This window comes from Sphingobacterium sp. UBA2480, from assembly GCF_002341965.1.
In the GTDB taxonomy this organism is placed as follows: domain Bacteria; phylum Bacteroidota; class Bacteroidia; order Sphingobacteriales; family Sphingobacteriaceae; genus Sphingobacterium; species Sphingobacterium multivorum.
Window position 1 is genome coordinate 55,781 of sequence record NZ_DDPA01000004.1, and the last position, 24,519, is coordinate 80,299.

At 39.1% G+C, this 24,519-nt stretch carries 20 protein-coding genes; 10 read left to right on the forward strand and 10 right to left on the reverse strand.

Going from position 1 to position 24,519, the window contains the following annotated elements:
- From B3600_RS07760 to B3600_RS07800, 9 genes are all read left to right on the forward strand, one after another.
- Positions 1–543 (forward strand): NADH-quinone oxidoreductase subunit J, encoded by a 543-nt coding sequence (locus B3600_RS07760; RefSeq protein WP_286752606.1) that lies wholly within the window; start codon positions 1–3, stop codon positions 541–543.
- Positions 540–848, forward strand: a complete 309-nt coding sequence (gene nuoK, locus B3600_RS07765) for an NADH-quinone oxidoreductase subunit NuoK (protein WP_286752607.1) — start codon at positions 540–542, stop codon at positions 846–848. The genes B3600_RS07760 and nuoK overlap by 4 nt, the downstream gene beginning before the upstream one ends.
- Before the next feature lie 3 nt (positions 849–851).
- Positions 852–2,906, forward strand: a complete 2,055-nt coding sequence (locus B3600_RS07770) for an NADH-quinone oxidoreductase subunit L (protein WP_286752608.1) — start codon at positions 852–854, stop codon at positions 2,904–2,906.
- A 3-nt stretch (positions 2,907–2,909) separates the two neighbouring features.
- Positions 2,910–4,511 carry a complex I subunit 4 family protein gene (locus B3600_RS07775; protein ID WP_286752609.1) on the forward strand — a complete coding sequence of 534 codons (1,602 nt, stop codon included), beginning with the start codon at positions 2,910–2,912 and terminating at the stop codon, positions 4,509–4,511.
- Positions 4,512–4,517: 6 nt separating this feature from the next.
- A complete protein-coding gene (locus B3600_RS07780) occupies positions 4,518–5,996 on the forward strand; it encodes an NADH-quinone oxidoreductase subunit N (protein ID WP_286752610.1) in 1,479 nt (492 codons plus the stop codon).
- Positions 5,997–6,103: 107 nt separating this feature from the next.
- Entirely contained in the window at positions 6,104–6,709 is a 606-nt protein-coding gene (locus B3600_RS07785; RefSeq protein WP_046672771.1) for a DUF4254 domain-containing protein, read from the forward strand.
- 3 nt (positions 6,710–6,712) lie between these two features.
- Entirely contained in the window at positions 6,713–7,738 is a 1,026-nt protein-coding gene (locus tag B3600_RS07790; protein WP_286752611.1) for a glycosyltransferase family 9 protein, read from the forward strand.
- Positions 7,735–8,949, forward strand: coding sequence for a glycosyltransferase family 4 protein (locus B3600_RS07795; protein ID WP_286752612.1), 1,215 nt, complete (start codon positions 7,735–7,737; stop codon positions 8,947–8,949). The genes B3600_RS07790 and B3600_RS07795 overlap by 4 nt, the downstream gene beginning before the upstream one ends.
- Positions 8,950–8,961: 12 nt before the next feature.
- On the forward strand, positions 8,962–10,080 hold the full coding sequence (locus B3600_RS07800; RefSeq protein ID WP_286752613.1) for a glycosyltransferase family 4 protein: 1,119 nt from the start codon (positions 8,962–8,964) through the stop codon (positions 10,078–10,080).
- Here B3600_RS07800 and B3600_RS07805 read toward each other — a convergent pair.
- From B3600_RS07805 to B3600_RS07840, 8 genes are all read right to left on the reverse strand, one after another.
- On the reverse strand, positions 10,072–11,028 hold the full coding sequence (locus B3600_RS07805) for a glycosyl transferase family 90 (protein ID WP_286752614.1): 957 nt from the start codon (positions 11,026–11,028) through the stop codon (positions 10,072–10,074). The genes B3600_RS07800 and B3600_RS07805 overlap by 9 nt on opposite strands.
- A 62-nt stretch (positions 11,029–11,090) precedes the next feature.
- Positions 11,091–11,759 (reverse strand): glycosyltransferase family 32 protein, encoded by a 669-nt coding sequence (locus B3600_RS07810; RefSeq protein WP_286752615.1) that lies wholly within the window; start codon positions 11,757–11,759, stop codon positions 11,091–11,093.
- A 12-nt stretch (positions 11,760–11,771) separates the two neighbouring features.
- Positions 11,772–12,581: a glycosyltransferase family 2 protein gene (locus tag B3600_RS07815; protein ID WP_286752616.1), complete on the reverse strand. Its 810-nt coding sequence runs from the start codon at positions 12,579–12,581 to the stop codon at positions 11,772–11,774.
- Between the two features lie 24 nt (positions 12,582–12,605).
- A complete protein-coding gene (locus B3600_RS07820) occupies positions 12,606–13,415 on the reverse strand; it encodes a glycosyltransferase family 2 protein (protein ID WP_083295763.1) in 810 nt (269 codons plus the stop codon).
- Positions 13,416–13,419: 4 nt separating this feature from the next.
- Complete coding sequence (locus B3600_RS07825; RefSeq protein ID WP_286752617.1) at positions 13,420–14,586, reverse strand: glycosyltransferase; 1,167 nt, start codon at positions 14,584–14,586, stop codon at positions 13,420–13,422.
- Positions 14,587–14,693: 107 nt separating this feature from the next.
- Positions 14,694–15,959, reverse strand: coding sequence for a glycosyltransferase (locus tag B3600_RS07830; RefSeq protein ID WP_286752618.1), 1,266 nt, complete (start codon positions 15,957–15,959; stop codon positions 14,694–14,696).
- Positions 15,956–16,993 (reverse strand): glycosyltransferase family 2 protein, encoded by a 1,038-nt coding sequence (locus B3600_RS07835; protein WP_286752619.1) that lies wholly within the window; start codon positions 16,991–16,993, stop codon positions 15,956–15,958. Before B3600_RS07835 ends, B3600_RS07830 begins: the two co-directional genes overlap by 4 nt.
- A gap of 73 nt (positions 16,994–17,066) precedes the next feature.
- Entirely contained in the window at positions 17,067–18,296 is a 1,230-nt protein-coding gene (locus tag B3600_RS07840) for a hypothetical protein (RefSeq protein ID WP_286752620.1), read from the reverse strand.
- A gap of 445 nt (positions 18,297–18,741) precedes the next feature.
- On the opposite strand from B3600_RS07840, the gene B3600_RS07845 reads away from it, so the two are divergent.
- Positions 18,742–19,233 (forward strand): SixA phosphatase family protein, encoded by a 492-nt coding sequence (locus tag B3600_RS07845; protein ID WP_070561258.1) that lies wholly within the window; start codon positions 18,742–18,744, stop codon positions 19,231–19,233.
- A 45-nt stretch (positions 19,234–19,278) separates the two neighbouring features.
- Here the strand turns inward: B3600_RS07845 and B3600_RS07850 are convergent, their stop codons facing one another.
- Entirely contained in the window at positions 19,279–21,849 is a 2,571-nt protein-coding gene (locus B3600_RS07850) for a flippase-like domain-containing protein (RefSeq protein ID WP_172462398.1), read from the reverse strand.
- 115 nt (positions 21,850–21,964) lie between these two features.
- A complete protein-coding gene (locus B3600_RS07855) occupies positions 21,965–24,484 on the reverse strand; it encodes a DUF5686 and carboxypeptidase-like regulatory domain-containing protein (RefSeq protein ID WP_286752621.1) in 2,520 nt (839 codons plus the stop codon).
- Positions 24,485–24,519 lie beyond the last annotated feature (35 nt).

Consider the following 24,519-nt stretch of genomic DNA (forward strand, 5'->3'; position numbering starts at 1 on the left):
ATGGAAAGTATTTTATTCTACGCTTTTGCTATCCTAGCAATCGGTTCAGCACTTTTACTGGTCAATCTTAAAAATATCGCTCGCGCATTGTTCCTGTTTTTTATTGTATTATTTGCTATGGCAGGACTCTACTTATTTGCTTTAGCCGATTTTGTAGCTATCACGCAAATTATGGTGTATGTCGGAGGCGTGCTCATATTGATGTTATTTGCCTTTATGCTCTCCAACAAAGAACTCCTGAAAGACCTTCAGGATAGCAGCGGTTCATTCTTAACCATGCCTAAGTGGCAGACGGTTCCCATCGTACTTGGCTTCCTATTGCTTATGCTATACGGCATTGTTGAATGGCGACAAGCACCATCTGCGTGGATTTTACAAGCTAGGGAAAATAACACCGAGATTGTCGCAACAGATAATAACATTCATCAGATTGGTTTACGTTTTATGACCTTTTACGTTTTACCATTTGAAATTATATCCGTGTTTTTGATGATGGCCTTAATCGGAGCCTCACATTTATCCAGAAAGGAGCGTACGACATGATTACGCTGACGCATTTTTTAGTTGTCAGTGTCTGCATCTTTTGCATTGGGCTCTATACGGTTCTTTCCAAGAAAAATGCAATTATGATTTTGGTCGGTATTGAGTTGATGATCAACGCCGCCATCCTGAACTTTGTAGCCTTTGGAAAATATGATAAGGTCAGTTATGGCGGGCAAATTTTTGCTCTATTTGCCATTGTGCTTGCAGCCGCAGCAGTCGCTGTGGGGTTGGCTATTGTATTAAATGTCTACAGACATTACAAAACCATTAATCCGGATGAGATCAACCAATTAAAAGACAAGTAAGCATTGGATCAATTTGTTCACATATCGCCCCTTCTGACCGCACTGTTTACCTTGGCAGCGCCATTTGTGGCATTCCTATATCAAGCAATAGCAGGCAAACGCGACCAGTCGGGCCTAGTTTCTCTCACGGCTATTATCCTCAGCTTTATCGCTGGTGGATTGACCTGGTTCTCTATATGGAATAATCCGGCAGTATCAATGCAAGTAAGCTGGTTCACTATTGGTGAAACATCATTTAAAGTTGGTATCCTGCTGAACAATTTGAGCACGTTGATGCTTTTTTTGGTACCGACGGTTGCCCTACCCGTACATATATACTCCAGAGCCTATATGCATGGCGATTCAGGTATTCACCGCTATTGGATGTATCTTAGCTTATTTTGTTTTGCGATGTTGGGATTGGTCATTATGGATAGCCTCCTATTGATGTATGTTTTTTGGGAATTAGTCGGTTTCGCATCGTATCTCCTCATCGGCTTCTGGTTCACACGTGAAACAGCTGTACAAGCCAATAAAAAAGCATTTTTGGTCAATCGCATCGGCGACCTCGGGTTTCTAATTGGGCTTGCGATCCTATTTACACAGTTCAAAACCCTCAATTTAATCGATCTCTTTGGGGACAATGGCTTGATTTATCAATCCACAATCGCCCAAGGATTATGGACATCTCCAGTCAATAGTTTACCTCAGATTTGGCTTACCATTGCAGGATTAGCCTTTTTCTTGGCAGCGATGGCTAAATCTGCACAATTTCCATTACATGTATGGCTTCCTGATGCGATGGAAGGCCCTACATCCGTATCCTCGTTGATTCACGCCGCGACCATGGTTGCTGCCGGTGTATTTCTGCTGGCAACTGTATTTCCATTATTTAATGAATCTGCCTTATTATTTATTGCCATCATCGGCACAATAACCGCTGCTTTGGCCGCATACTTCGCGCTTGGCCAATACGACATCAAACGTATTCTTGCTTTTTCGACCATATCGCAGCTTGGTTTTATGATGGTTGGCATTGGCATTGGAACATGGGATGCTGCTTTATTTCATCTGACTACGCATGCCTTCTTTAAGTGTCTATTATTTCTTTCTGCCGGAGCTGTCATTCATGAAATGGCCCATCTCAAATCAAATAGCCAATTGGACTTTGATCCGCAGGATTTACGGAATATGGGTGGACTACGTCATTATATGCCAAAGACTTTCGTGCTGATGTGTATAGCTTCGCTAGCACTTGCAGGCTTCCCTTTGACTTCAGGTTATCTATCCAAAGACAGTATCGTCATCTCTTCCTTTGAATGGGCTCTTTCAAAAGGTAACTTATACCTTATCATCCCTGCAATTTTAATTCTAGTAAGTATTTTAACGGCTTTCTACATCGGTCGTCTGCTCTTTAAAGCCTTTTTTGGAGAGTTCAGACTATTAAAACAGCTTCAGGGCAAACTACATGATCATCCGCTACATGAAGCACCAAAGACCATGTTGATCCCGATGTTTACGTTGGGTCTCTTCTGTCTATTTCCGGTATTCTCTTTCAATCCGTTTTCGTATCACGATTCCTGGTTGATGGACGGCCTTTTATTGGATGAATATGCTTTTGCACCAAGCCATAGTGCACACCTTATTATCCCTGCAATACTGCTCCTTGGTTCGGTTATTGGCTGGATCATCGGCTGGAAATGGTATGTACAAAATAAATACCCTTTGAACTCAGCTAGCCAGGCATTAAAAGCCGCTTTCAACCAGGGGTATATCAATGAATTTTACCAAGCAGTCTTTGTGAATGGCACATTAAAATTAGCGCAGTTCTGTTATTGGTTTGATCGTCACATCGTTGACGCTTTCGTTTCTTTGATTCAGTTTATCGTCTTATCCCTCTCACAGCTAAGTGTGTGGATAGATAAATATATTGTAGATGGTTTTGTTAATACGGTTGCTACTGTAGCCTATTGGACAGGCAATCAAGTTCGCCTGGTCCAAAATGGAAAGATACAGACAGCATTGTATTCCGTCTTTTTATCAGTTTTACTTGGTTTAATTTATCTTATATTCTTTTAGGAAATGCCTATTCTATCCTTATTGATATTTTTACCGCTATTGGCTACGGCGCTCATTCTCGCCTTACCAACACGCTATAAATCGAGTTACAAATATATTGCTTTAGCATTCACAGCAATACAATTTGTACTGGCCGGAATATGTTATGCACAATTTGATGCAAGCAAAACAGGAGTCCAAGATCTGGCGGGCTATCAATTTGTTGAACAGCTTTCCTGGATCCGGTTAGATTTAGGATCAATAGGAAAACTAGAGATTGATTATCTTATTGGTATTGACGGGATCTCCATGCCCTTGTTATTGCTGAGTGCATTCGTTATGCTGATGGCTATAGGTGCCTCCTGGAATATTCAGAAAAGTCCGAAGGGATATTTTGCCTTGCTCATGGTACTTAATATGGCCGTTATGGGGATTTTCTGCGCATTGGATTTCTTCCTATTCTATTTGTTTTATGAAGTCATGTTACTGCCACTCTACTTCTTGATCGGTATCTGGGGGGGTGCAAGACGCGAATATGCAGCTATAAAATTCTTTTTATATACCCTATTCGGGTCTGTATTTATGTTGTTGATTATCGTCGGATTGTATTTTTCAGTAATCAACCCCTTGACTGGAGCACATACCTTCAACATGATCTATATGATGAATCCACAGAATTATCTTGAGGGTTCTATTTTCGGCTGGGAAGGTTATCAGGAGATTTTGGGCATTTCCGCTCGTCTGGTCGGTTTCATTGTGCTCTTCTTTGCCTTTGCCATTAAAGTACCCATTGTTCCGCTACATACTTGGCTACCGGATGCGCACGTTGAAGCGCCAACACCAGTATCTATTATTCTTGCCGGTATTCTCCTCAAAATTGGTGGTTACGGTATCATCCGTATCTGTTACAGCATCTTTCCCGATATGGCAGCCTTATCCAATTGGTGGCTTGGGTTAATCGGTGTTGTTTCCATTATTTATGGGGCTTTGAATGCCTTATCACAAAAAGACCTGAAACGAATGATTGCCTATTCATCGGTTTCACATATGGGCTTTGTGCTGCTTGGTGTTGCATCGCTGAGTGCAGAAGGTATTTCTGGCGCCATGTTTCAGATGATTTCGCATGGATTTTTATCGGCGGCACTCTTTTTCCTTGTTGGCGTGGTCTATGACCGGGTACATGACAGAAACATCTATAGTTTCCGTGGCCTAGCTCAAATTATGCCCAAATACACAGGTTATGTCGCTGTCGCATTTTTTGCATCCCTAGGCCTGCCCGGCTTTTCAGCCTTTATTGGCGAAGCCTTTGTCATTATCGGTTCCTTCAATGCGGCGAGTATAGGAACTGGATTACCGCGCTGGATGGCACTGGCGGGATCCATAGGTATCTTATTAAGTGCGGCCTATCTACTTTGGACACTGCAACGTATGTTCTTTGGACAAATTCGCTTAAAAGGCGGAGACTCCTGGAGTAATGCACTGACAGACTTAAATATACGCGAACAAGTGATCTTATTTCCTACCCTAGCGCTCGCGCTATTACTTGGAATTATGCCGGCATTAGTATTTAACAACCTAAACGCCAGTGTTCTGAATCTCGTAAGTTTTATCCAACAATTTATCTAATTCAGCATGCTCGCATTCAGTCCATATATCAGTTCTTTCATCGATCAGATTATCGTAAGCGTTCCTTATTTTAAGCCCGAACTGACATTGATCGTCACTTTTATTGGTACTATCCTCGCTAGTCTTTTTATTGACAAACACTGGAAGAATACCTCTTTTGTCATTACCCTCATTGGCTTATTGCTCAGTGGTTGTTACCTTGTGGGACAGGGACTCAGTAAGGTAGAGGCAACAGGCTTCTTTGATATGATCCATATTGATGCATTTGCCGTAGCTACACGTTTGATTATGCTGTTGTCGACAATGCTCATCTGTATCTTCATCCAACAACGGCAGCAAGATCGCCCCTTAGGCGACCTATACGCCGTGCTACTGACCGCAACTCTTGGCCTGAACCTGCTGACGATGTCGAGTAACTGGCTGATGATCTTTATTGCTGTGGAGACCGTTTCGATCAGCTCCTATATTATGGTTGGCTATTTTTCTTCCACAAAGGTTCAATCCGAAGCTGCTTTAAAATATGTCCTGTTTGGATCCATCTGTGCCGCCGTTATGCTCTATGGCTTGTCTTTACTATACGGTTTCACGGGAAACCTGAATTTTGACGCACCAAGCCACATTGCCGGATTGATGGAAGCACCCCAGATCATGATCAGCATTGCTTTATTATTTTTGCTGACAGGTATTGGTTTCAAACTGAGTTTTTTTCCCTTTCATGTCTGGAGCCCGGATGTTTATCAAGGTGCCCCAACAGTGATTACCACCTATCTTGCTACTGTACCCAAAATTGCGGTCGTTGTACTTTTATCCAAGATACTATCCGCATGGCTCAATGTCTCCTTTTATTTCAGCGATTTTCTGACTTATGTGATTATTGCGATCGCCATTGCAACTATGCTGATTGGTAATTTAGCCGCTTTGCGTCAACAGGATGCCAAAAGAATGATGGCCTACTCTTCCATCGGACATACGGGTATACTCCTTATGGCTGTATTGGTTTATCAAAATAATGAGTCAAATGTGCTCTTATTTTACCTTTCCATATACGCGCTGATGAATATTGCTGTATTTATCTTTATTGATGCCTTGGAAGCTAGTTTAGGAAATACCACGATTGAATCTTATCGTGGCTTAGGAAAGCAATTTCCCTTATTGTTTACTTCCTTTTCGATTGTTTTAATCGCTTTGGTCGGCCTACCTCCTACTGCGGGTTTTGTTGGGAAACTTTTGGTCTTTTCCAAAGTATTCGAGCAATACCAAAACTTCCAATCCTTTAGTTTGCTGGCATTACTCCTAGTGGGTGCATTGACATCTGTCATCTCCCTATTTTATTATTTTAAGATACCACTGAATGCGTTTCTAAGGGAAAATACGGGATCTCCAGCGGTTAAATTCAATGTGCTACTCTTGTGTATTGGAATCTTATGTACCGTGGCCGTGTTGATCTTAGGTATCTTTCCCGATTTATTACTTTCGGCATTCTAGAAAACAGGAAACTTCTTTCATTTTAATAAGTTTATCGTCCAATTCATTCCCTTAATGTCTGCGTTGAATAGTAAGAATAACTCCATAATATATTTTATATTTGTAACATGATTAGTGCAATAGCAAATCCAATTTTTCAGCGTGCTATCCAGGATTACCACGTATACGATCAGATTGATCATCCAATCCAAAACCCGTATGACAAACAATCCCTGGAACATCTCCTCTATTTAAAATGCTGGATTGACACTGTACAATGGCATATGGAAGATGTTGTGCGTAATCCCGCTATTGAACCTCAAGAAGGCTTATACTGGAAAAGACGTATCGATGAATCCAATCAGTATCGCACAGATACAGTAGAGTACATTGATAGTTATTTTCTGCAAAAATTTCAAGATATACAGGCGAGTTCTACAGCGACAATCAATACTGAAAGTCCGGCATGGGCTATTGATAGACTTTCCATTCTGGCTCTAAAAATCTACCACATGGAACAGGAAACATTGCGCACAGATGCTTCCGAAACACATATCATTTCCTGCCAGGAAAAACTAAACGTTTTATTGGAACAACGAAAAGATTTATCCCAAAGTATTGATGAATTGATGACCGCCATCGCATCTGGCGATAAATACATGAAAGTCTATAAACAGATGAAAATGTATAACGATCCGGCATTGAACCCTGTCCTATATTCATCAGGAAAATAAAACATGTCCTTACCGCAGCGGATCATAGTAACCCGATTTTCAGCTATGGGCGATGTTGCCATGGTCGCCTCAGTATTGAAAGAATTCTGTATTCAATACCCTGATGTAGAAATCATAATGGTCAGCCGGCAATTCTTTGCCCCATTTTTTGATGGAATAAAAGGTGTACGGTTTCACGCGATTGAACCCAAAACAATTCATAAAGGTTTTTTTGGATTAGTCAAGCTAAAAAAAGAACTGGCTCAATACGGCGCAGATGCTGTAGCTGACTTACATTTCAATTTACGCTCCCGCGTAGTCGATCTTTTATTTTCCTTATCGGGTGTAAAAGTAAAACAACTTGACAAAGGCAGAGCGGAAAAAAAAGCTTTAACCCGCGAAAACAACAAAATTAAGGTTCCTTTAAAGCTAACGGTCGAGCGTTATGCAGATGTATTTCGCGCATTAGGTTTCAAATTTGAACTCAGCAATAAATTGGTTCTTAATTTGCAGGATGTACCCAAAGCTGCATTTAGTATGTTCGCGAATTTCGATCGAAAGAAAATTGGCATTGCCCCATTTGCGCAACATCGTTATAAGATTTTTCCGCAAACCAAGATGGAAAATGTGATAGAGATATTGACACACAATGGCTATGATGTTTTGTTGTTTGGCGGTGGTGAACAGGAATTCCAGATTGCGCAAAACTGGACGGAGCGATTTCCCAACACCTATAATACCATAGGCAAGCTTTCGCTGCGGGAAGAACTGGATTTGATTTCAAATCTAGATCTCATGATCAGTATGGACTCTTCGGGACTTCATATGGCATCGTTGATGGGTGTAAGGTGTCTTTCTTTGTGGGGAGCAACGCATCCTTATGCTGGATTCACCGGTTACGGGCAGCAGCTAACAGATTGCATCCAAGTTGAACACCCCAACAGACCGAGTTCAGTGTACGGCAACAAGCCCTGTGATTGTGATGGGATAGAAGCAATTGATTTAATTACACCGGAAATGGTGATTGAAAAAATAAGAGCAATAGGATGAAGATAGGGTTAATAACCATTCGATACGGATTGGATATCACCGGTGGAGCCGAATTCCATTGTAGAATGCTAGCTGAACGATTATCAGCAAAGCATGACGTGACTGTATTAACCACCACTATTAAGTTTTTAAATAAACCAGCGGAAGATTTCACTCCGGGCCTAGAAATTATACAGGGAATACCTGTGACGAGGTTCGTGACCGATAAAAATTTGCGTTCCGAAAAGAAAAGTAAAATCGCCCGGAAGATACGCCGATTGATCTATCGCTGGGGATTAGCAAAGCCTATTTTCTCCTTATTTCCTGTTTGGAAATTCAAAGTTGATGATGAATCAACCTATTTGGAAGGACATCCATTTTATTCGTCTTCATTACTTAACTATATTAGGGAATTCCAACACGATTTCGACAAATTCATTTTCTTTACTTACGAAAACCCACTAACCATATTGGGATCACTCCTTGTACCACAGAAGTCTATTCTGATTCCCACTGCACATATGGAGAGCATGTTATTTAGAAGTATCAACACACTTTTATTTTCAAAAGTCAATCATATTGCCTTTAATACAGAAAGTGAAAAAGAAATGTGTTTAGAAATTTTCAGAAATTCGCTGGCAAAAAATACAATTGTTGGCATAGGCGTCAATCAAATAGATGACTTAGCAGCTGCGACAACCATCAGTGCCAAATATCAGATCAAATCACCATACTTACTTTATTGTGGTCGCATTACACCAGTGAAAATCAACAATTTTATGGCCTATTTTCTGAAATTAAAATCGGAAAAACAGATCGACTTGCAGCTTGTACTTACAGGAGAAAATACCATGGATGTTCAGCAAGATCCTGATATCATCTATACTGGTTTTGTAAGCGAGGAAGAAAAAAAAGCGCTAATGCTACAAAGCTTTGCCATTATTAATCCCTCACTCGCTGAGAGTTTATCACTATTGACATTAGAAGCGCTCCATTTAGGGAAACCAGTCATTGGTAACAAAAAGTGTGATGTCATGGTCGAACATGAACGCAAAAGTGGAGCTGTATTCTGTTATGATTCCTTCAACTCCCTAAGTTCCATTATCACATATTTGCAAGATCCAAATACCGATAAGAACATCATTGCGGCAAAAGCTAAAGAATATGTTTCTAAATATTATAATTGGGATTTGGTATTAAGTAAATTTGAACACATTTTTAAAGAAAGCTAAACCGGGTCAAGCATGATAACAATTGGATTTGACGCTAAACGATATTTTCTCAATCGAACAGGCTTAGGCAATTATAGTCGGGACCTTGTCCGTATACTGGAACAATATTATCCGGACAATACTTATTTGAAGTATACACCAAGATTGGACGATAATGATCTTTCGAAGAAGGCGCTTATCGAAGAAAAAATTCGTCTCCCCAAAAGCACATTTAACCGCGCTTTTCCCGCACTTTGGCGAAGCTTTGGAATAGCATCTGACCTGCTTAATGACGGTGTAGAACTCTTTCACGGGCTTACAGGAGAAATACCAAGGGGTTTAAAAGCTCGTGGAATTAAATCTGTTGTCACGATACATGATTTAATCTTCTTACGCTATCCCGAACTCTATAAACCCATCGATCGTTGGATATACAACAAGAAATTCCAATTAGCGGTTAATCACGCGGATAAAATTATTGCAATTAGTGAACAGACTAAATCAGATATCATCGATTACTATGCAATTCCCGAACATAAGATCGAGGTTATCTATCAGGGTTGCCATCCGGCTTTCAAGGTTCCAAAAAGTGACGACGAGCAGGACAAATTAAGGTTAAAATATAATTTACCCAAAGACTTTCTGTTAAATGTGGGTTCAATTGAAAAACGAAAAAATGTTTTACAAATTGTAAAAGCTATTCAGGATATCGATATCCCATTATTAATAATTGGTAAGAAAACGCCCTATCTTGAGGAGATTAACAGATATATTGTAGCCAACAAATTGGAAAGAAAAGTCATTATAAAGCAAGGGTTTACTATTGAAGAACTATCGACTATTTATTCGATGGCATCAATTTTTATATACCCTTCTATCTTTGAAGGCTTTGGTATCCCTATCATCGAAGCCTTATATGCTGGTACTCCTGTCATTACAACCAATTCGGGCGTATTTCCAGAAGCTGGTGGACCATCGTCTTGTTATGTAGACCCTTCAAATGTAGACGAAATAAATCTAGCGATCAAACGTATTCTGAGCGACTCTCAAACCAGTGCAAGGATGATTTCACAAGGACGTCACTATGTGCAAAAATTTAATGATGAAAAAATTGCATCAGAACTCATAAACTGTTATCAGTCCTTATTGTAATTTAGGCTGAACGGTATGCGTAAAATATTTATCCAAGACTTTTAATGCGATTATATCCTCTATTTTTTTATTTTTAAACTGAGCAATATATTCGTGTGCATTTTTTACGATCCTCCTAGCCGCATGATCATCTGCCATAAAATACCGTAATTTTTCCTCCAAATCAGAATAATCATCTTTAATACAAATAAAATGAACATCTGGAATTAGGCGTCCTTCCATAAACCAAGTCTCATATTTCGGCATAGGCATGACCGCAATAGAATTAGAGGACATAATCCACTTCAAATTTGTCGCAACATCGTTTCCCTCAAGCGCCAAAATAAATTTATAATCAAGGTGCCCGGCGATGGATAAATAATCCTTATCGGAAGATCGATTAGCCTTTTTGATATTGCACAATGGATGATCATAATACAATTGGTAGAATCGACTTCGATGAATCTGTCCAAAACCGCTCCTTCCGACCAACATATCTATTTTTTTATCAAAAGACACGTCGTCCTGAAGAAAATTAAAATGTCTTGCTTTATCCAAATTTAAGACTATTGCATTGCTATTATTACCATGAATAGGTCGGCTCTTGAGTAAAGTCGGATGTGAGGGAATATGAATGATATCACCGGGCAAAATACTGAACCGCAATTTGGGGTTAAAAAACCTTAAATATTCCTTACTGTCGAAATAATAAACGCGTATGCGTTCTGGTACGCGATATTTGCCTATTTCAATGGCGTCCTGATCTAAAGGCTCAAGCCGTTCCAACTTATTGTAATAATTTACCCTATCATCAATATATGTGGCATTTTTGCGATAATAAGTGCTATCTAAACGCTTTGTCAGTTGGGCTTGAAAAAGACTATCAGGAACTAGCTCCCTAAGAATTGCTTTAATATAATAGTAAATCTTATTATTTTTATTTCGCAAAAAGATTCTTTTGAAATTCATCGATGTGCAATGCTTTTTCCTCAAAAATAAGTAAAAATAACTCTCCCTTAAAATAAATAAGCCTAAAAGTCTGAATCAGGTTTTACAACAGGAATACGCAGTTGTAGTTTCTTCCAATGGTTAGATTTGTCTTTATAAATCATGAGTTTACCTAATTTATACTTAAATTTCAGTAATCCTTTATAATCATCTTCAATGCAGCGATACGCTACATTCGGATTTTCTTTCAGAACTTCATTAATCGCTAATGTATAAACTGTTGGGCCTGTCATCGCATGTACATCATGTGGAAATCGATTCTGTTCAATATTATCCACAATCAGCTCCATCGTTCTTTTTAAAAAAGGATGTCCTTTATCAAAGATAAGTGCCCATTGTGCATACAGGCTCCTATTGTTCTCATGCGTTATTACTGCAACGTCATCGCTATTTAGATATTTATCGATGGAGACTAACAAATCACTATCTAAATCTATATAAATACCACCATATATATATAAAACAGCATAGCGAAAAAAATCTGCTTTGGCGGCCCCTATCTGAAGACGATGATAAGCTTTATTAATGCGCTCATCAAAATGTTCAGCAAAGAAGTCACTCACCCGTTGATCATCATAGAACTCATACGAATAATCCTTATTCTTTTTTAAAAATGAGCGAATATAGAGCTTCGTAAGCCAAGGAATCTTATTATCCTTAAATGTTTGAAATATATTTTTTGGAATTCCCATGATAATGAATAACTATAGGAAACTAGAAAGTCCGTCAGCGCAGGATGTCAGCTTTTCTAATTTTGTCTTTTCTAATAAATAATCGTTTTGTGGTAGTGCTTTTCTAGACGCTTCCTTATGATATAAGTGATACCCAATTGCAGCAAACTTGATTAGTTGCCCTTTGAGTCCATAATTGAATAAACGTTCCACAAATTCACTGTCTTCCCGGCCCCAACCTTCAAAAAGATTATTAAAACCATTCACTGCACGGACATCGCGCATGTAGAAGGACATATTACAAGAGCGTACTTTGCTTCTTTTATGTGCTAGGTTTTTCGCAGTCCATCGTGCTAAAAGAAGATTACGAAAACTACTTATTCTCTTTTCAAACCGACCAGATTCGAATCCCGCCTGAAACATATTCGGATACCTTAGTTGATTCGACTCAGTTAACAATTTAGCTGTTAATGCTTGATTCAGTAAAACCCTTCCACCTTGGATAAAATGTCCGACTTTGGCGAGTTTTAGATGGTCTTCAATAAAATTTGGTGCCATAAGGATATCACCGTCGACAAGTACAACATAGGGTGATTTTACTTGGGCTAGCGCTTGATTTCGAATACGTGCAACGCGAAAACCACAATCGTCCTGCCAAACATGGCTGATTGGAATTTCAGAAACCTGCTCATAACGATGGACAAGCTGTCTTGTTCGATCATCAGAACCGTCATCTGCAACAATAACTTGACTCGGCAAAACTGTTTGATTTAATGCAGACAATAGCACCAATTCCAATGCATCGGGCCTATTATACGTTGTAATAATTATTGAAGTTTCCAAAAAATAGCTATAAAACCGTAAGTGCTAATCAGATGATTTCAGGTATTTATCAATACCGTTATCACAATAGGTCAAATTTAGCTTTTTTGTTTTTGCAAACAAACAATTGTTGTTGCCTAAATTCTCTTTTGCATTTATCGCATGCCAGATGTGAAACACAATGCCGCCGAATTTTAAGAATCGTTTTTTGATGTTGATATTTAGAAGTCTAGCGACAAATTCTTTATCTTCCGGCCCCCAGCCCTTAAAGTCTTCATTATAGCCATTCACACGAATGGCATCTTCTCTCCAATAGGCCATATTGGCACCATGAATCTCCCAACGCTCGTTGCCTTTGTTTTTATAATTAAATTCAAAATATTTCCATAACAACTGAAAACGAAAAGCACTGAATAAGTTCGAAACTCCTTTATCGAATCTATTTACCTTTGTATCACGCTTCGTCAATTTTTTCTCGGAAAATTCCCGATCAAGGTAAATACGGCTGGCGCGTACCACCGATCCTTTTCGCGCAAACTTTCGATGATCTCGAATAAAATAGGGATGCAAAATTAAATCACCATCAATTTGGACAATATAATCGGATGAGGCTTTAGCAATGGCTTTATTTCTGATTTTCGCCAACTGAAACCCCTCATCTTCATGCCATACATGAATAAAAGGAATATTAAACTTACTTTTATATTCTGCCACAACTCGCTCTGTCTCCTTTCCAGACCCGTCATCAGCGATAAGTATTTCATCAGGAAGAACCTTCTGAAGCAATACACTTTCCAAGCATAATGCCAACGCCTCCGGCCAGTTATAAGTAGATATTATTAGAGAGATTTTCATTTATTCATCTATTGTTAAAAACAGCGTCCAAGACTTCATACTCTTTCTTTACGGTATGATTATTTCTCATATATTCAATGGCCTGATTCGATTTTATCTTATAAAATTCATCCTCCTGGAGCAATTCAATAATATGAGAAGCAAAAGCCTGTTCATCTAACGATATAAGACATCCATTATCTGATTTATTAAACAATCCATCAACACCACGTTGATTGGTTACAACTGGAATGCCAAAAGATAATGCTTCCAAAACCTTTATTTTGATTCCTGTCCCTGAAAGCATTGGACAGATCGCAACTTTAGCTTGCTCATAATATGCTGCAAGATCATCCACCAATCCATGTTTTATAACATTTTTCACGGTTGGAATATGTGCACAAATCTTTCCAATCACATGCAGTTCAACATGTGCAAGTAGCGGAAATACTTGTTCTAAAAACCACTTTATACTCGACACATTGTGTGGATTATCACTCGCCACATAAATTAAGTCTATCTTCTTTTCGCGTTCTTGAATAACAGGAGATGGCATTGAAACCGGAATTAATCGTACAAATTTATCTGCAAACTGTTCAAAAATATATTTTTCCTCAATTGAAAATGTCCATATCTCATTAAAAGAGGTCATCATAGACAACTCAGCTCCAAACATTTTACCCAATTGACGCATTGAAAAGTTTTCCTTTTCCTTTGTCTTATTTTGCAGCGTCAGAAAATCATGCGAATCTAAAATTGTATAAGATCCTATCAAATTCTTTACCAAACTACCAAATTCAACATAACTAATAATAACGTAATCATACTTATGATCGCTTAAAACCTTTTCAAATCTTCTTTGAAATGATGGCGAAACACGATCAATCAAATTGGAGTGGAAGATATTTTTAATCTCTTTTTGTAATTTATCACGAAAGAAATAACTAATCCTATTTTTTTTGGAAGATTTAAAAGGTAAAATAATCAGGTTAATATTTGGAAATTCGGATTGAAAAATAGCTTCATCACCTGTTCTCCAATTAATTGAGGATACAAAATCGATCTCAAAATTTGCACTTATCGTATTAAAATAAGTTAACAATTGCTTACACCTAGTCAAATTGCCTGCTTTCGAACTGTTAGGATTTTCAGGCATAAAGTATAATATTCTCTTTCTCTTTATTGTTTGCATTTATTCTTATTGAATAGGTAAAAAGCAGCATTTGCTTTTATAATAAATAATACGAATTATTCTCGGAAAATGCCACATTCTATTTGAATTTTTCTTTGCCGGACCAACTAAATCTCGCCTTCGCCCCGAAAACGCTTTGTGACGGTCTCCACCAAATTTAACCACCCTTTAGCCATATTTTCAAAACTGTACACCTCCATTGCCAAGTTGCCCTGAACGCCAAATCTCGAACGTAGCGAAGAGTCCATGATCAATTGTTCGAGGTACAGGGCCATCTCCCGGTCGTCCAATGCTAAAAAACCATTCTGATTATGTTTGATCAATTCATTTACCCCGGAACAAGTGGAAAAGCCAATACTTGGCAGGCCTATTGACATGGCTTCTGCTAAGGCTAATCCAAACCCCTCATATTTGCTGGGGAAAATAAAAATATCCGCATCCCGCATCTTTATCAGAGGATCCTCGGTGAATCCACGCAGAAAAACCCGTTCAGCCAATCCAAGATCACAAATTTGTGTATTCAATCGATCAAAGTCTGGACCTGTCCCCCAAAACTCCAAATCCCAATTGGGATATTTGTTTGCCAGGCCAGCAAAAATTGCAATGGCAACATGCTGCTGCTTACATTCTGTATCCAAACGCCCAACATGAATAATCTTATATCTTTCCTTGATACGGTCATGCCTAACTAAATCGCGGGAATCTACCTGCTGGATTGGATTGGCAATAACGTCGCGTTGTCCCGAAAAATTAGACGGTAGAAAATCCCGATAGCTATCAAATAAGATCTGAACACCATTCAGATGATCGAAACTAGCCGTTAACAAATCAACCATATATGCTTTTCTCCCGCCTAGAACATTGGTATAATCGTAATCAGGTCTTCCATTCACCGAATCTATAATGGGGATTGACAGTGTATTTCCATAAGTAATCTCCAGAAGTGAGCCAATGGACATGGTAATAATCAAATCCGGCTTTAGTCCGTCGATATAATCTTTCCATAAAATCGCCCGCTTTCGCAGATTAAATTGAAATAATTTAGCTTCCCCCCCCATCCGTTGCTTCAATCGGCGGTTATACCACTTGCTGTATTTTTTGCGGGCCTTGTATTTCAACCATAAAAGTGGATTCGTCCCCTTATAGTTATAAATAGGAAGCTCGAGCTTCTGCTCCAAATTAGCGTCAAAGATATTCGTCACTTTCACCGACTTATGCAGCGGAAAAACTGGGGAGCCTTTTATGTTTTCATTGGTTGCAATCTCCACTACATATCCATTTGTACTCAGTATGTTCGCTAACGTAGAACATATCTTTTCCGTGCCTCCTATTCCATTTAAAAAATACAAATGTTGTATTAGTAAAATCTTCATACGTCGAGATACTTATTTCTGATCCTTTGACGGACTTTTCTTCTTAGGCCAGCAATTGGAATAAACCTCACCCAAAATAAGCCTCGCTTCAATTTTTCAGCTCTCCTTTTACAATAATCTACGTAAAACGTATCAAAATCCCTATGATCTCGAGCTTCTACAAAATAGCTAAAAGGCACCGTTAATATTTCTTTATCGGCTTTGGTAAGATGTAGGCTTACATATTCTTGCATAAAATTTTGCAATAACTTAAAAAGCTCTTCCTTCTCACGATCATTAAATGCCATTTTTAAATAGCGAAACTCAAAAGGTTCATGTTCGATAAATAGCGCTAGTTTTAAGGCTTTTGAAGCAAAAAGATCATGTTCCTTATAAAACTCCTTCAATAGTTCTAACCATATTGGGATCTGTTTCAATAAGCGATCCGTCTGCCGATTAATTTGCGTATGATTTTGATTCTCGTGCTGTCTATAAAAATATACTGCGCCCGGATTGAATCCGATCTTATCGGTCATCAAAAAGAGACGATGTGAAAACAAGCCATCCTCGCAGGGCTGAATTCCTTCAGGAAAACGGATATGGGGATAAGTGTCCAATAAGGTCTTTTTGGTCAGCAAACCGCATGTCGGTACAGCAGTCAAACGTGGCGCCCGGGAACAATAAGGCTCCCCCAAAATCAGCAAATCAAAATTTTGCTGTTTAGCAATCGCTAAAGAAGCTGACAAAAAGGTGCGTTCAATAGTGTCATCAGAATCTAAAAAATAGACATATTCTCCGCTCGCATGAATGAGGCCGTTATTTCGAGCGACAGAAACGCCCGAATTTTCCTGGTCAAAAAAATAAATGCGAGCATCCAATGATGCATACTTCCGACAGATTTCAGCCGAAGAATCACTGCTACCATCATTAACGAGTATGATTTCGAAATCTTGTAATTCCTGATCAAGCACACTTTGGATCGTCTCGTCTAAATATTTTTCGACATTGTATACCGGTATAACTACCGAAACAGCAACCGGACGAGGACAATCCATACAACCATTTTTTACCATCATTAATCTTTAATATACAAAAATAGTAACAGAAATGATATATTAAATGCTGAAATCATTTTAATGATTTCTCGATCCTGTCTTTATTCAATGTAAATTCCCGGTATCTGAACTCACCAGATTTATTACCGATCATTGCTCCCATTTTAATTAAAGATTCGTTGCTGCCCATTGGAAAAATTGAACTTCTATAGGCATTATTTTTCAACAGCGGCTTCGGTAATACTTTGAAATTTAATCCATCTTTGGAATACCCAACGTACAATAGTTCCGCGGTATATCGTTTCACATCACCCACAGCAATACAGAGAAAATAATAACCATCGGCAAATGTGGCCTGAATATGCCATGGTGAATTCACTCGTCCCTCCTTTAACCAGGGTCTATTTAGAAAATTTATGATTTTGCTTTCTTTAAACCCTGTGAAATTAATGCCATCGGTAGATGTTCTACGAACAACATAAGAAGGGTCTTTACCTTTAAAATTTTTCGAATTAAAATTCAGCTCAATTTCATAACTCAAAAACTCCTTCCCGTCATGAATAAACGAAGGGGACAATAGATGATCATCTTTGGGCGTAAACGGAGGGTTGCTGGTAAAGGCGACATTCAAATTCGACCACTTTATACCATCTGTAGAGGTTTGTTGTACAATGGTGCGATGTGCATTTTGTTTCAATCGATCAAAATTGGTATTACTTAACACACATTTGCCTTTCAAAGCCTGCGCAGTGATAAAACTACCCCTATAGTAAAGATAAAACTGATTATTTAAGTAGATCCAATCCACATCTGACCAGAAACCCTGAATCGGATCAACCTTGTTTTCACCGAAACTTTCTGTCGGAAAGGGAGCATTGATAATTGGATTGCTCAATCCCGGAGGATTTACCCAATCAAGACCATCATTGGATACAACAACACTTGGATTTTCAAATTTCTTTGAGTTTTGATTCGTTCCAACTGCGCCAAAATAAGGCGTGAAAACCATCCAATACTTGTATCCATTCAGCTTATTTGGAAAATAGAGAACATCCGGATGACAATAGCTGGCATTTGCACCCGAGATATCTATAAAATCATTGGCATTTTTTAGGCCTTTAAAATTAGCGTCAGCAACAGTATGTATATTGACCAAACCTTCATCACTATCAAAAGTAACTGAATCAATGGGTTCAACAGTCCAAATAGGAGCTTCAACATCCTGCGCAAAAAAGTCCTCTGGACGGTGGCAAGCCACGAGAATAATACTTCCATAGAGAAGTATCAAAAAATTACGAATCATAAGTAAATATCAAACGGTAGAAACAAAAAAATGCGACTTGGCTAACGATGTTTTTCAATAAATAAAATAAGCTGACGGCAAATAGCTAGATAAAACAAATTTTTGTTTTTCGCTGCGAAATTAGCATAATTTTATCAAAGTAAAACAACGATTTTCTTTTTTAAATCACCAAGACAACAAAGACCCAAAATCAATCTAAAAAATTCGTTATCAAGACTTTCATTTTGCCGTTATAGGCACTAAAAAAACCACAATGCTTTAGCTTTGACACGATATTAAACGTATCACTTGAGGTAAAAAAACTATTCATAATGTAATATATTTTTCAAAACTTACTGTATTATTATTTGTATTCATACGCAAGCCTGCTCATTGCGCAAACACAATGAACCGGAACAACAAGCGTTATTATCTATATTGGTATTAAGAATCAAAAATTTTAATCATGGACAACAGTAAAAAACTTTATATCATCCGACATGCAAAAGCCGAAACTATTCCGGGCATAAACGACTTTGATCGTGCGCTTACATCCGACGGTATACAACAGGCCAAACAAGTTGCGGCTAAGTTATCCGCAAAATTGACCCTAGATGAAAACAGTATGGTGATCAGTTCGCCAGCCAATCGCGCACTCCAAACAACGCGTATTTTTCTAGACGTCATGGGCTCCTCTTCTTTTGATATTCAAATTGAAGAAACAATTTATGAATGTACGTACAAGCATATGCTGTCCATCATCAATGCCATCCCCGATCATGTCAATCATGTCCTGCTCTTTGGGCACAATCCCACGTTGACTGATCTGGTGGAATACCTGACCCGAAAAGCAGCCTACTTACGCACCTCATCTTGTGCAGAGATAAGACTTGATGGCGGCTTCACCTTTCATATGCTCAGTGGCAATTGTGCCGATCTTGTGCAAATAATTGATTAAAATTCTATTCAAAGAACAAACTTATTTCCAGCTAATATCTGCTGATCACTTACCGGCATTTGATTTCATTGCCTTATCAATCACCAAAGGCACTGAAATCAAATCCAAATCATGTGAATACACCACAAATTTCTCGACCCAGCAGGGATCAAATTTTTCCTTAAATTCTTTTAAGCCCTTTGGTTGACGGAAGTAAGGATTATTTTCATATAAAAAACTGATCAAACGTTCAACTAGCCCTTTTTTCTTGTCAAATCCTGAAAAAGGAGCCAGTCCCATATTGAGAAAAGAATAACCTTCCTCTTTGCAATAATCTAAAAAACGGATAATCAATACATCCATATTTCCGCCTGGTGCATCTTGCAATTTCCGGATAAGATCATACGTCGCCTCGTCCGGAGCATAATTAGGAATGATATTCAAAAAGGCCAAAATGCGCCCTTCGTTATCCTCCAAAGTAATTACATGGCTATTTTTAATCTTACCAACGTCAAACATGCCCTGAGAAAAAACACGTTCTGAACGCTTCATGTCTCTTAACCAATGATCCGACACAACCTGTAATTTCTGAAGCAAACCATTGGATAACGGCGCGCGATATAAATTCGAAACAAAGCCTTTCTTTTCAATGCTATTCACCGCATTCCGGAGTGATTTGCGTTTCTTTCCTTCCAGCGAAAAATTATCGACATTGACAATGGCCTCTTCTCCAATCAGAAAAGATTTTTTGCCCAACTGCTTAAAAACCCCCAAATGTCTACCGTCAACGCGGTAATAAGCTGTTTTTAAACTCGATTTGCGACAATAGTGTTCAAATGCATTTATCAGTTCTTTCATGGCATCTTCAGTATCTTCACAAACGGGACCTTCGAGTACCATCGCAAAACCATAACATTTTTTATACGCAATAAAGCCTGTCAGCTCCTTGTTAAAGAAAAGATCTTTATCGCCATAGGTCTTAAAGTAATCGACAGGTGATTTACCATAACGCTCCAAAATGCGCTGCGCGATTTCCATCTGTCCATCCACCTCTTCCTCCGCTAACTGACATGGGTTGACCATCCAGTAGAATAATGCGGAAAGACTGATCACACTAAAAAAATTGATAGAATACAAAAAGTATTGTCCTATGGCTGTCTGCGGCTCTGCGACATCACCATTGAGCAGTACAAAACCGTGTAATGTATTGCTCACTGCATTTACAATGGTGAAGTCCGTATTAAAATGCTTCGCATTCAAGAAATAAAAGCCCGTAATCCCATACAGAAGCACAACCCCAATAAGCCACAAAACCAAGCTGAGATTTAAAGAGCTTAGCCTTCTGTTACTTTGCACAAAGTAATGTTTCGATGAATAGAGTAACATCAGCAACACCAAAAAAGCAAACCAGGCTTCTTCAAAATCCAACCCTTTGGAAAGATTGGCAATAATAGAAAGTGAACATAACGCAACCGCAACATACCAAGCCATACGTAGTCCCTTCAACAAAAAGCCCGAACACATCACCAACAATATACCGAAGAAAAGTACCGCTGCATTTGAAAAATTTAATGCATCATAAGATATAAATTGCTTTAATGCCGTTATACGGCTATGGATAGCCGGCGTCAAGACCGAGATGATATTGATAAGGCCCATCACAAAAATAAAAACAGATGGAAGTATCCGAACAAAGATGTTGTTTTTATTCACGAAGAAACTAATTCCACCCAATGCCAACGGTCCCCAAAACTCAAATAAACGATATAAAAGGGATATAGAAATCGCCTGTTCTTCGCTGTAGCCAAACTTACACAGAATGACAACCATTGACACCTCGATAAGTCCAACCCCCTTCATCAACGGTGAAAAACAATAGACCAAGGTTCCGACTGCATAGGTTACCGTACAAGCCAATAACGATGTTTCAAAACCTAAAGCAAGCATAGCAATATAGATATGTAAAATCCCGACAAGCTCAATGGCTGTTGCCCAAAGGAGACTTTGTAATACAGCCCAAAAATCTACGCCTTTTTTATGGAGCTCATCCCAGGTACCTGCAACGGAAGGGAAATGACGTACTGTAAAATTGTATGCTCGGCCACCACGGTAAAATGAGCTGCAGTACCAGCCAAATCCCAGCAGTAGGGCGCTAAAAACAAGCATAATCCCGATGATTTGCATATCAAGACCTGCGATTCCAACAAACAGAAAAACAAAAAGACAGAGGATAAATAAGGACACTAAACTAATGACGGCGTAGATAACAGAAGAAAGATTGGCGTTTGCATCATCAATTCCCTCCTGATTGACCTCTTTCTTAAAGAAAGCCAGTGAGGTAAATCCACCTACCGGAAGAAAGACACTGATAAAGTTTCTTTTTAGAAATAGGCGGGTAGCCCCACCCAGTGATAGTTTTTGTTGCAAAGACTTAAAACTATAGACATAGACCAAACCTTGCATGGCGATATAAGCCAAAGAAACCACAATCCCGATTGCCACCCAAAATAACGAGCTTGACTGGATAAGCCCTACCGACGATGCTAGCTCCTGTCTTTGATTTGCAAAAAAATATACAGCACCCAAAATGACCAATAGGCCCAACAAGGATTTCCAGATCAACATCTTGTTTTTCATCAGCATAATTACCTCTCGAATTGACAAACCCAATTATTTCGTTTTTCTAAACCACTTTTACTAATGACATCATTTCCTCAAAATAGTCCCAATCCAATTTGTCTTTTTTCAAGCATCAAAAATCAATACCGATCTTTGCCCGCACACCCCATGGAGATACCCCCGGATTATCCAGGTACGTAAAACGGCGAACCAGATCGACCCGTAAAATTTTAAAGATATTACTCAGCCCAACACTACCTTCTATATAGGCCCCATTATTAAGCGAGAACAGCTGCGGTTCGCGCGGATCCTTGGGCAATTCATCAAAATTTTTTGTGTATCTGTTGGAGGCATCAACAGCGCCATACAGCATCTTTACAGACGCGATCTCCCGGAGATCCAGTTTTTTCAAAAGCGGAACTTTATTCAGAAAAAAACCATTAAATGAATGTTGAAGCAATAGTGATGTATATTTATCGCTCATAAATTCCATCGAATTCATCAAATTGTAGGAGTTGAGCTGATACGAATACGTTTGATTTGCCCGATGAATAATCATCAGCGGATAAGGAACCTTTCCAAATTGGATACCCGATTCAAATACGATATCGGCAAAACCAAATTGGGACGCAAAAAATCGCTTATTGGCATTTAATATGAAACGTTGGTAGTTATAATCTCCACCCAATAAACCTTTCACACCAACCTGTGCGGCTAAGGTAAAAATTGGTTGGCCCGTATTGATGATACGTCGATAACGTTTTCCCTGGTATAATTTCTCATGTGGAGCCCAGCGAATCTCTCCGGTGAAAGCAGAAGTCCACAGCTCATTGCCGTTACTTCTTCTAAAAGCGCGACGGTCATACGTTAAGATACCACCCGGACTAAGGATTTGATTGAAGAACCCCACTTTAAAGGATAGATGGTTTTCAAACTCCTGCCAATATTCGATCTGCCTCCGCTGTAGATAAAACATTTTGTCATTTTCCCCTCTTCTGAATGAAAGCAAAAAATTGTCATTGTCAATAAAATTGAGATCCTGGCCCGGCACCTGCACCTCTTTACTAACCTTAGCGGAGACTAACTTTACCGGAAATTTGTATACCGATTCACCGTTAAGGGAGTAAGTAGCCCCCATATTATATTTCCATTGCCTATCTTTCGTACCATAGGCACCATAACCATCCAGGACCAATGTCTTGCTAAAAATATCCGTTGTGTTGCCCCCAAATTTAAATCGGCTTCCTTCGACAGGGTTAAAACTATAGAATGAAGGTACTGGCCCTATTTCGATAACACCGCGGCCATAATACCCCGACATGATAAAAGAACCCAATGCCATCAGGTTTTTGAAAGATTTTGATTGTTTTAAACTATCGATATTCGTAAAGGCCTGCGCCTCCAGCTTACTCAGTTTCTCAGGTCTCGCAAGATTCCAGTCAATTCCATTCGGATTCTGTGGTCCTGTTCGTGTCAATGCTTTACCATTAACAGCGAGCTGTGTTTCACTGGAAGGTGACCTGCTGGTCACTTTCTCCCCAAACAAACCCATACCATCCTTAAAAATCCCCATGTCTATCGTCAGGACTCCCCTACTCAGAAAAAAACGATGTGCTTGATTTTCCGAATAATTCAAAACAATATTTAACCCCTTCACCCAATTGATATTGGTCGCTTCGTTGATGGTCAGCTCCGCTTGATCTAAGGCATAACTCCCATCTAAGCGGATATAGATGAAGCCTGAAAAAAGTGCATCCTCCCTATTGCGTGGCTCTACGCGTATTTTGGCATGCCAAGGTTTACTATCCTTCAAAGTGTCAACCAGGTAATATTTATAAAACGAAGGTGCCAACGTCGCTATGGGGCTCAAAAACCGTCTATTCCCAATAGAGACATCCGTATCATAGATATTTGTTTCGCCATAGATTTTATCCAGATACTCATCAATACCGTCTTCATCCAGGTACTGATCTACGCGCGACTGATTCTCCCCCAATAAAACAAAGTTATTACCTTTAGCGGCATCCAATTTTCGCTGACCGATTTTTTCATCCATGAATATGGGTACCAGCGATCTCCCCGGATACTTTAGCGTATCCATCCCCTGTTTCAAGAATCCGAAACGTTTGAGTAAGCGGGATTTATCCACCTTTTGATTTTGGATAGACAGGGACATCGATAGCTTCTCATATTCCTGATAGCTACCCGCTGCCCCATTTAGGGCATTATTTTCGTCTCTTTTTTCAATTACTTTACGGATTAAATCGACTGTTGGATTATGTTTATTCGTGTATTTCCTCTTTTTAGGCGCATTCACGACAACTTCATCAAGACTTTGTTGTTCATCTTCCAAACGGATAATAAGAACCTTCTTGCCCTGTGCGACACTCATCGGGAACAACTGCTTTTTATAGCCAACGGCACTAAATAGTAATTCCCAGTTGTCAGGCACGGATGATAGTTGAAAATGCCCCTCTTTATTTGTTGCTACAGATCTGGCCGTGTGGGAAAGCGTTACAGTAACACCTTGAATGGGTTTTGCTGATGAGGCATCGAGGACAATTCCTGTTAATGAAGCTCCTTGTCCAAATAGTCGAGAAGTAAAGAACAGTAAAACCAATAAGAAACGATATTGCATAAAAAAACCTTGCATCTAAATTCAGTAGGATGACAAGGTTTTTATAAAAA

Bases quoted from the DNA above. Each gene is read 5' to 3' on its own strand.
- B3600_RS07775 (WP_286752609.1), top strand. From the start codon at position 2,910: ATGCCTATTCTATCCTTATTGATATTTTTACCGCTATTGGCTACGGCG.
- B3600_RS07780 (WP_286752610.1), top strand. From the start codon at position 4,518: ATGCTCGCATTCAGTCCATATATCAGTTCTTTCATCGATCAGATTATC.
- B3600_RS07810 (WP_286752615.1), bottom strand. From the start codon at position 11,759: ATGGGAATTCCAAAAAATATATTTCAAACATTTAAGGATAATAAGATT.
- B3600_RS07805 (WP_286752614.1), bottom strand. From the start codon at position 11,028: ATGAATTTCAAAAGAATCTTTTTGCGAAATAAAAATAATAAGATTTAC.
- nuoK (WP_286752607.1), top strand. From the start codon at position 540: ATGATTACGCTGACGCATTTTTTAGTTGTCAGTGTCTGCATCTTTTGC.
- B3600_RS07790 (WP_286752611.1), top strand. From the start codon at position 6,713: ATGTCCTTACCGCAGCGGATCATAGTAACCCGATTTTCAGCTATGGGC.
- B3600_RS07830 (WP_286752618.1), bottom strand. From the start codon at position 15,959: ATGAAGATTTTACTAATACAACATTTGTATTTTTTAAATGGAATAGGA.
- B3600_RS07800 (WP_286752613.1), top strand. From the start codon at position 8,962: ATGATAACAATTGGATTTGACGCTAAACGATATTTTCTCAATCGAACA.
- B3600_RS07840 (WP_286752620.1), bottom strand. From the start codon at position 18,296: ATGATTCGTAATTTTTTGATACTTCTCTATGGAAGTATTATTCTCGTG.
- B3600_RS07785 (WP_046672771.1), top strand. From the start codon at position 6,104: ATGATTAGTGCAATAGCAAATCCAATTTTTCAGCGTGCTATCCAGGAT.
- B3600_RS07825 (WP_286752617.1), bottom strand. From the start codon at position 14,586: ATGCAAACAATAAAGAGAAAGAGAATATTATACTTTATGCCTGAAAAT.
- B3600_RS07835 (WP_286752619.1), bottom strand. From the start codon at position 16,993: ATGGATTGTCCTCGTCCGGTTGCTGTTTCGGTAGTTATACCGGTATAC.
- B3600_RS07795 (WP_286752612.1), top strand. From the start codon at position 7,735: ATGAAGATAGGGTTAATAACCATTCGATACGGATTGGATATCACCGGT.
- B3600_RS07820 (WP_083295763.1), bottom strand. From the start codon at position 13,415: ATGAAAATCTCTCTAATAATATCTACTTATAACTGGCCGGAGGCGTTG.
- B3600_RS07760 (WP_286752606.1), top strand. From the start codon at position 1: ATGGAAAGTATTTTATTCTACGCTTTTGCTATCCTAGCAATCGGTTCA.
- B3600_RS07855 (WP_286752621.1), bottom strand. From the start codon at position 24,484: ATGCAAGGTTTTTTTATGCAATATCGTTTCTTATTGGTTTTACTGTTC.
- B3600_RS07850 (WP_172462398.1), bottom strand. From the start codon at position 21,849: ATGAAAAACAAGATGTTGATCTGGAAATCCTTGTTGGGCCTATTGGTC.
- B3600_RS07845 (WP_070561258.1), top strand. From the start codon at position 18,742: ATGGACAACAGTAAAAAACTTTATATCATCCGACATGCAAAAGCCGAA.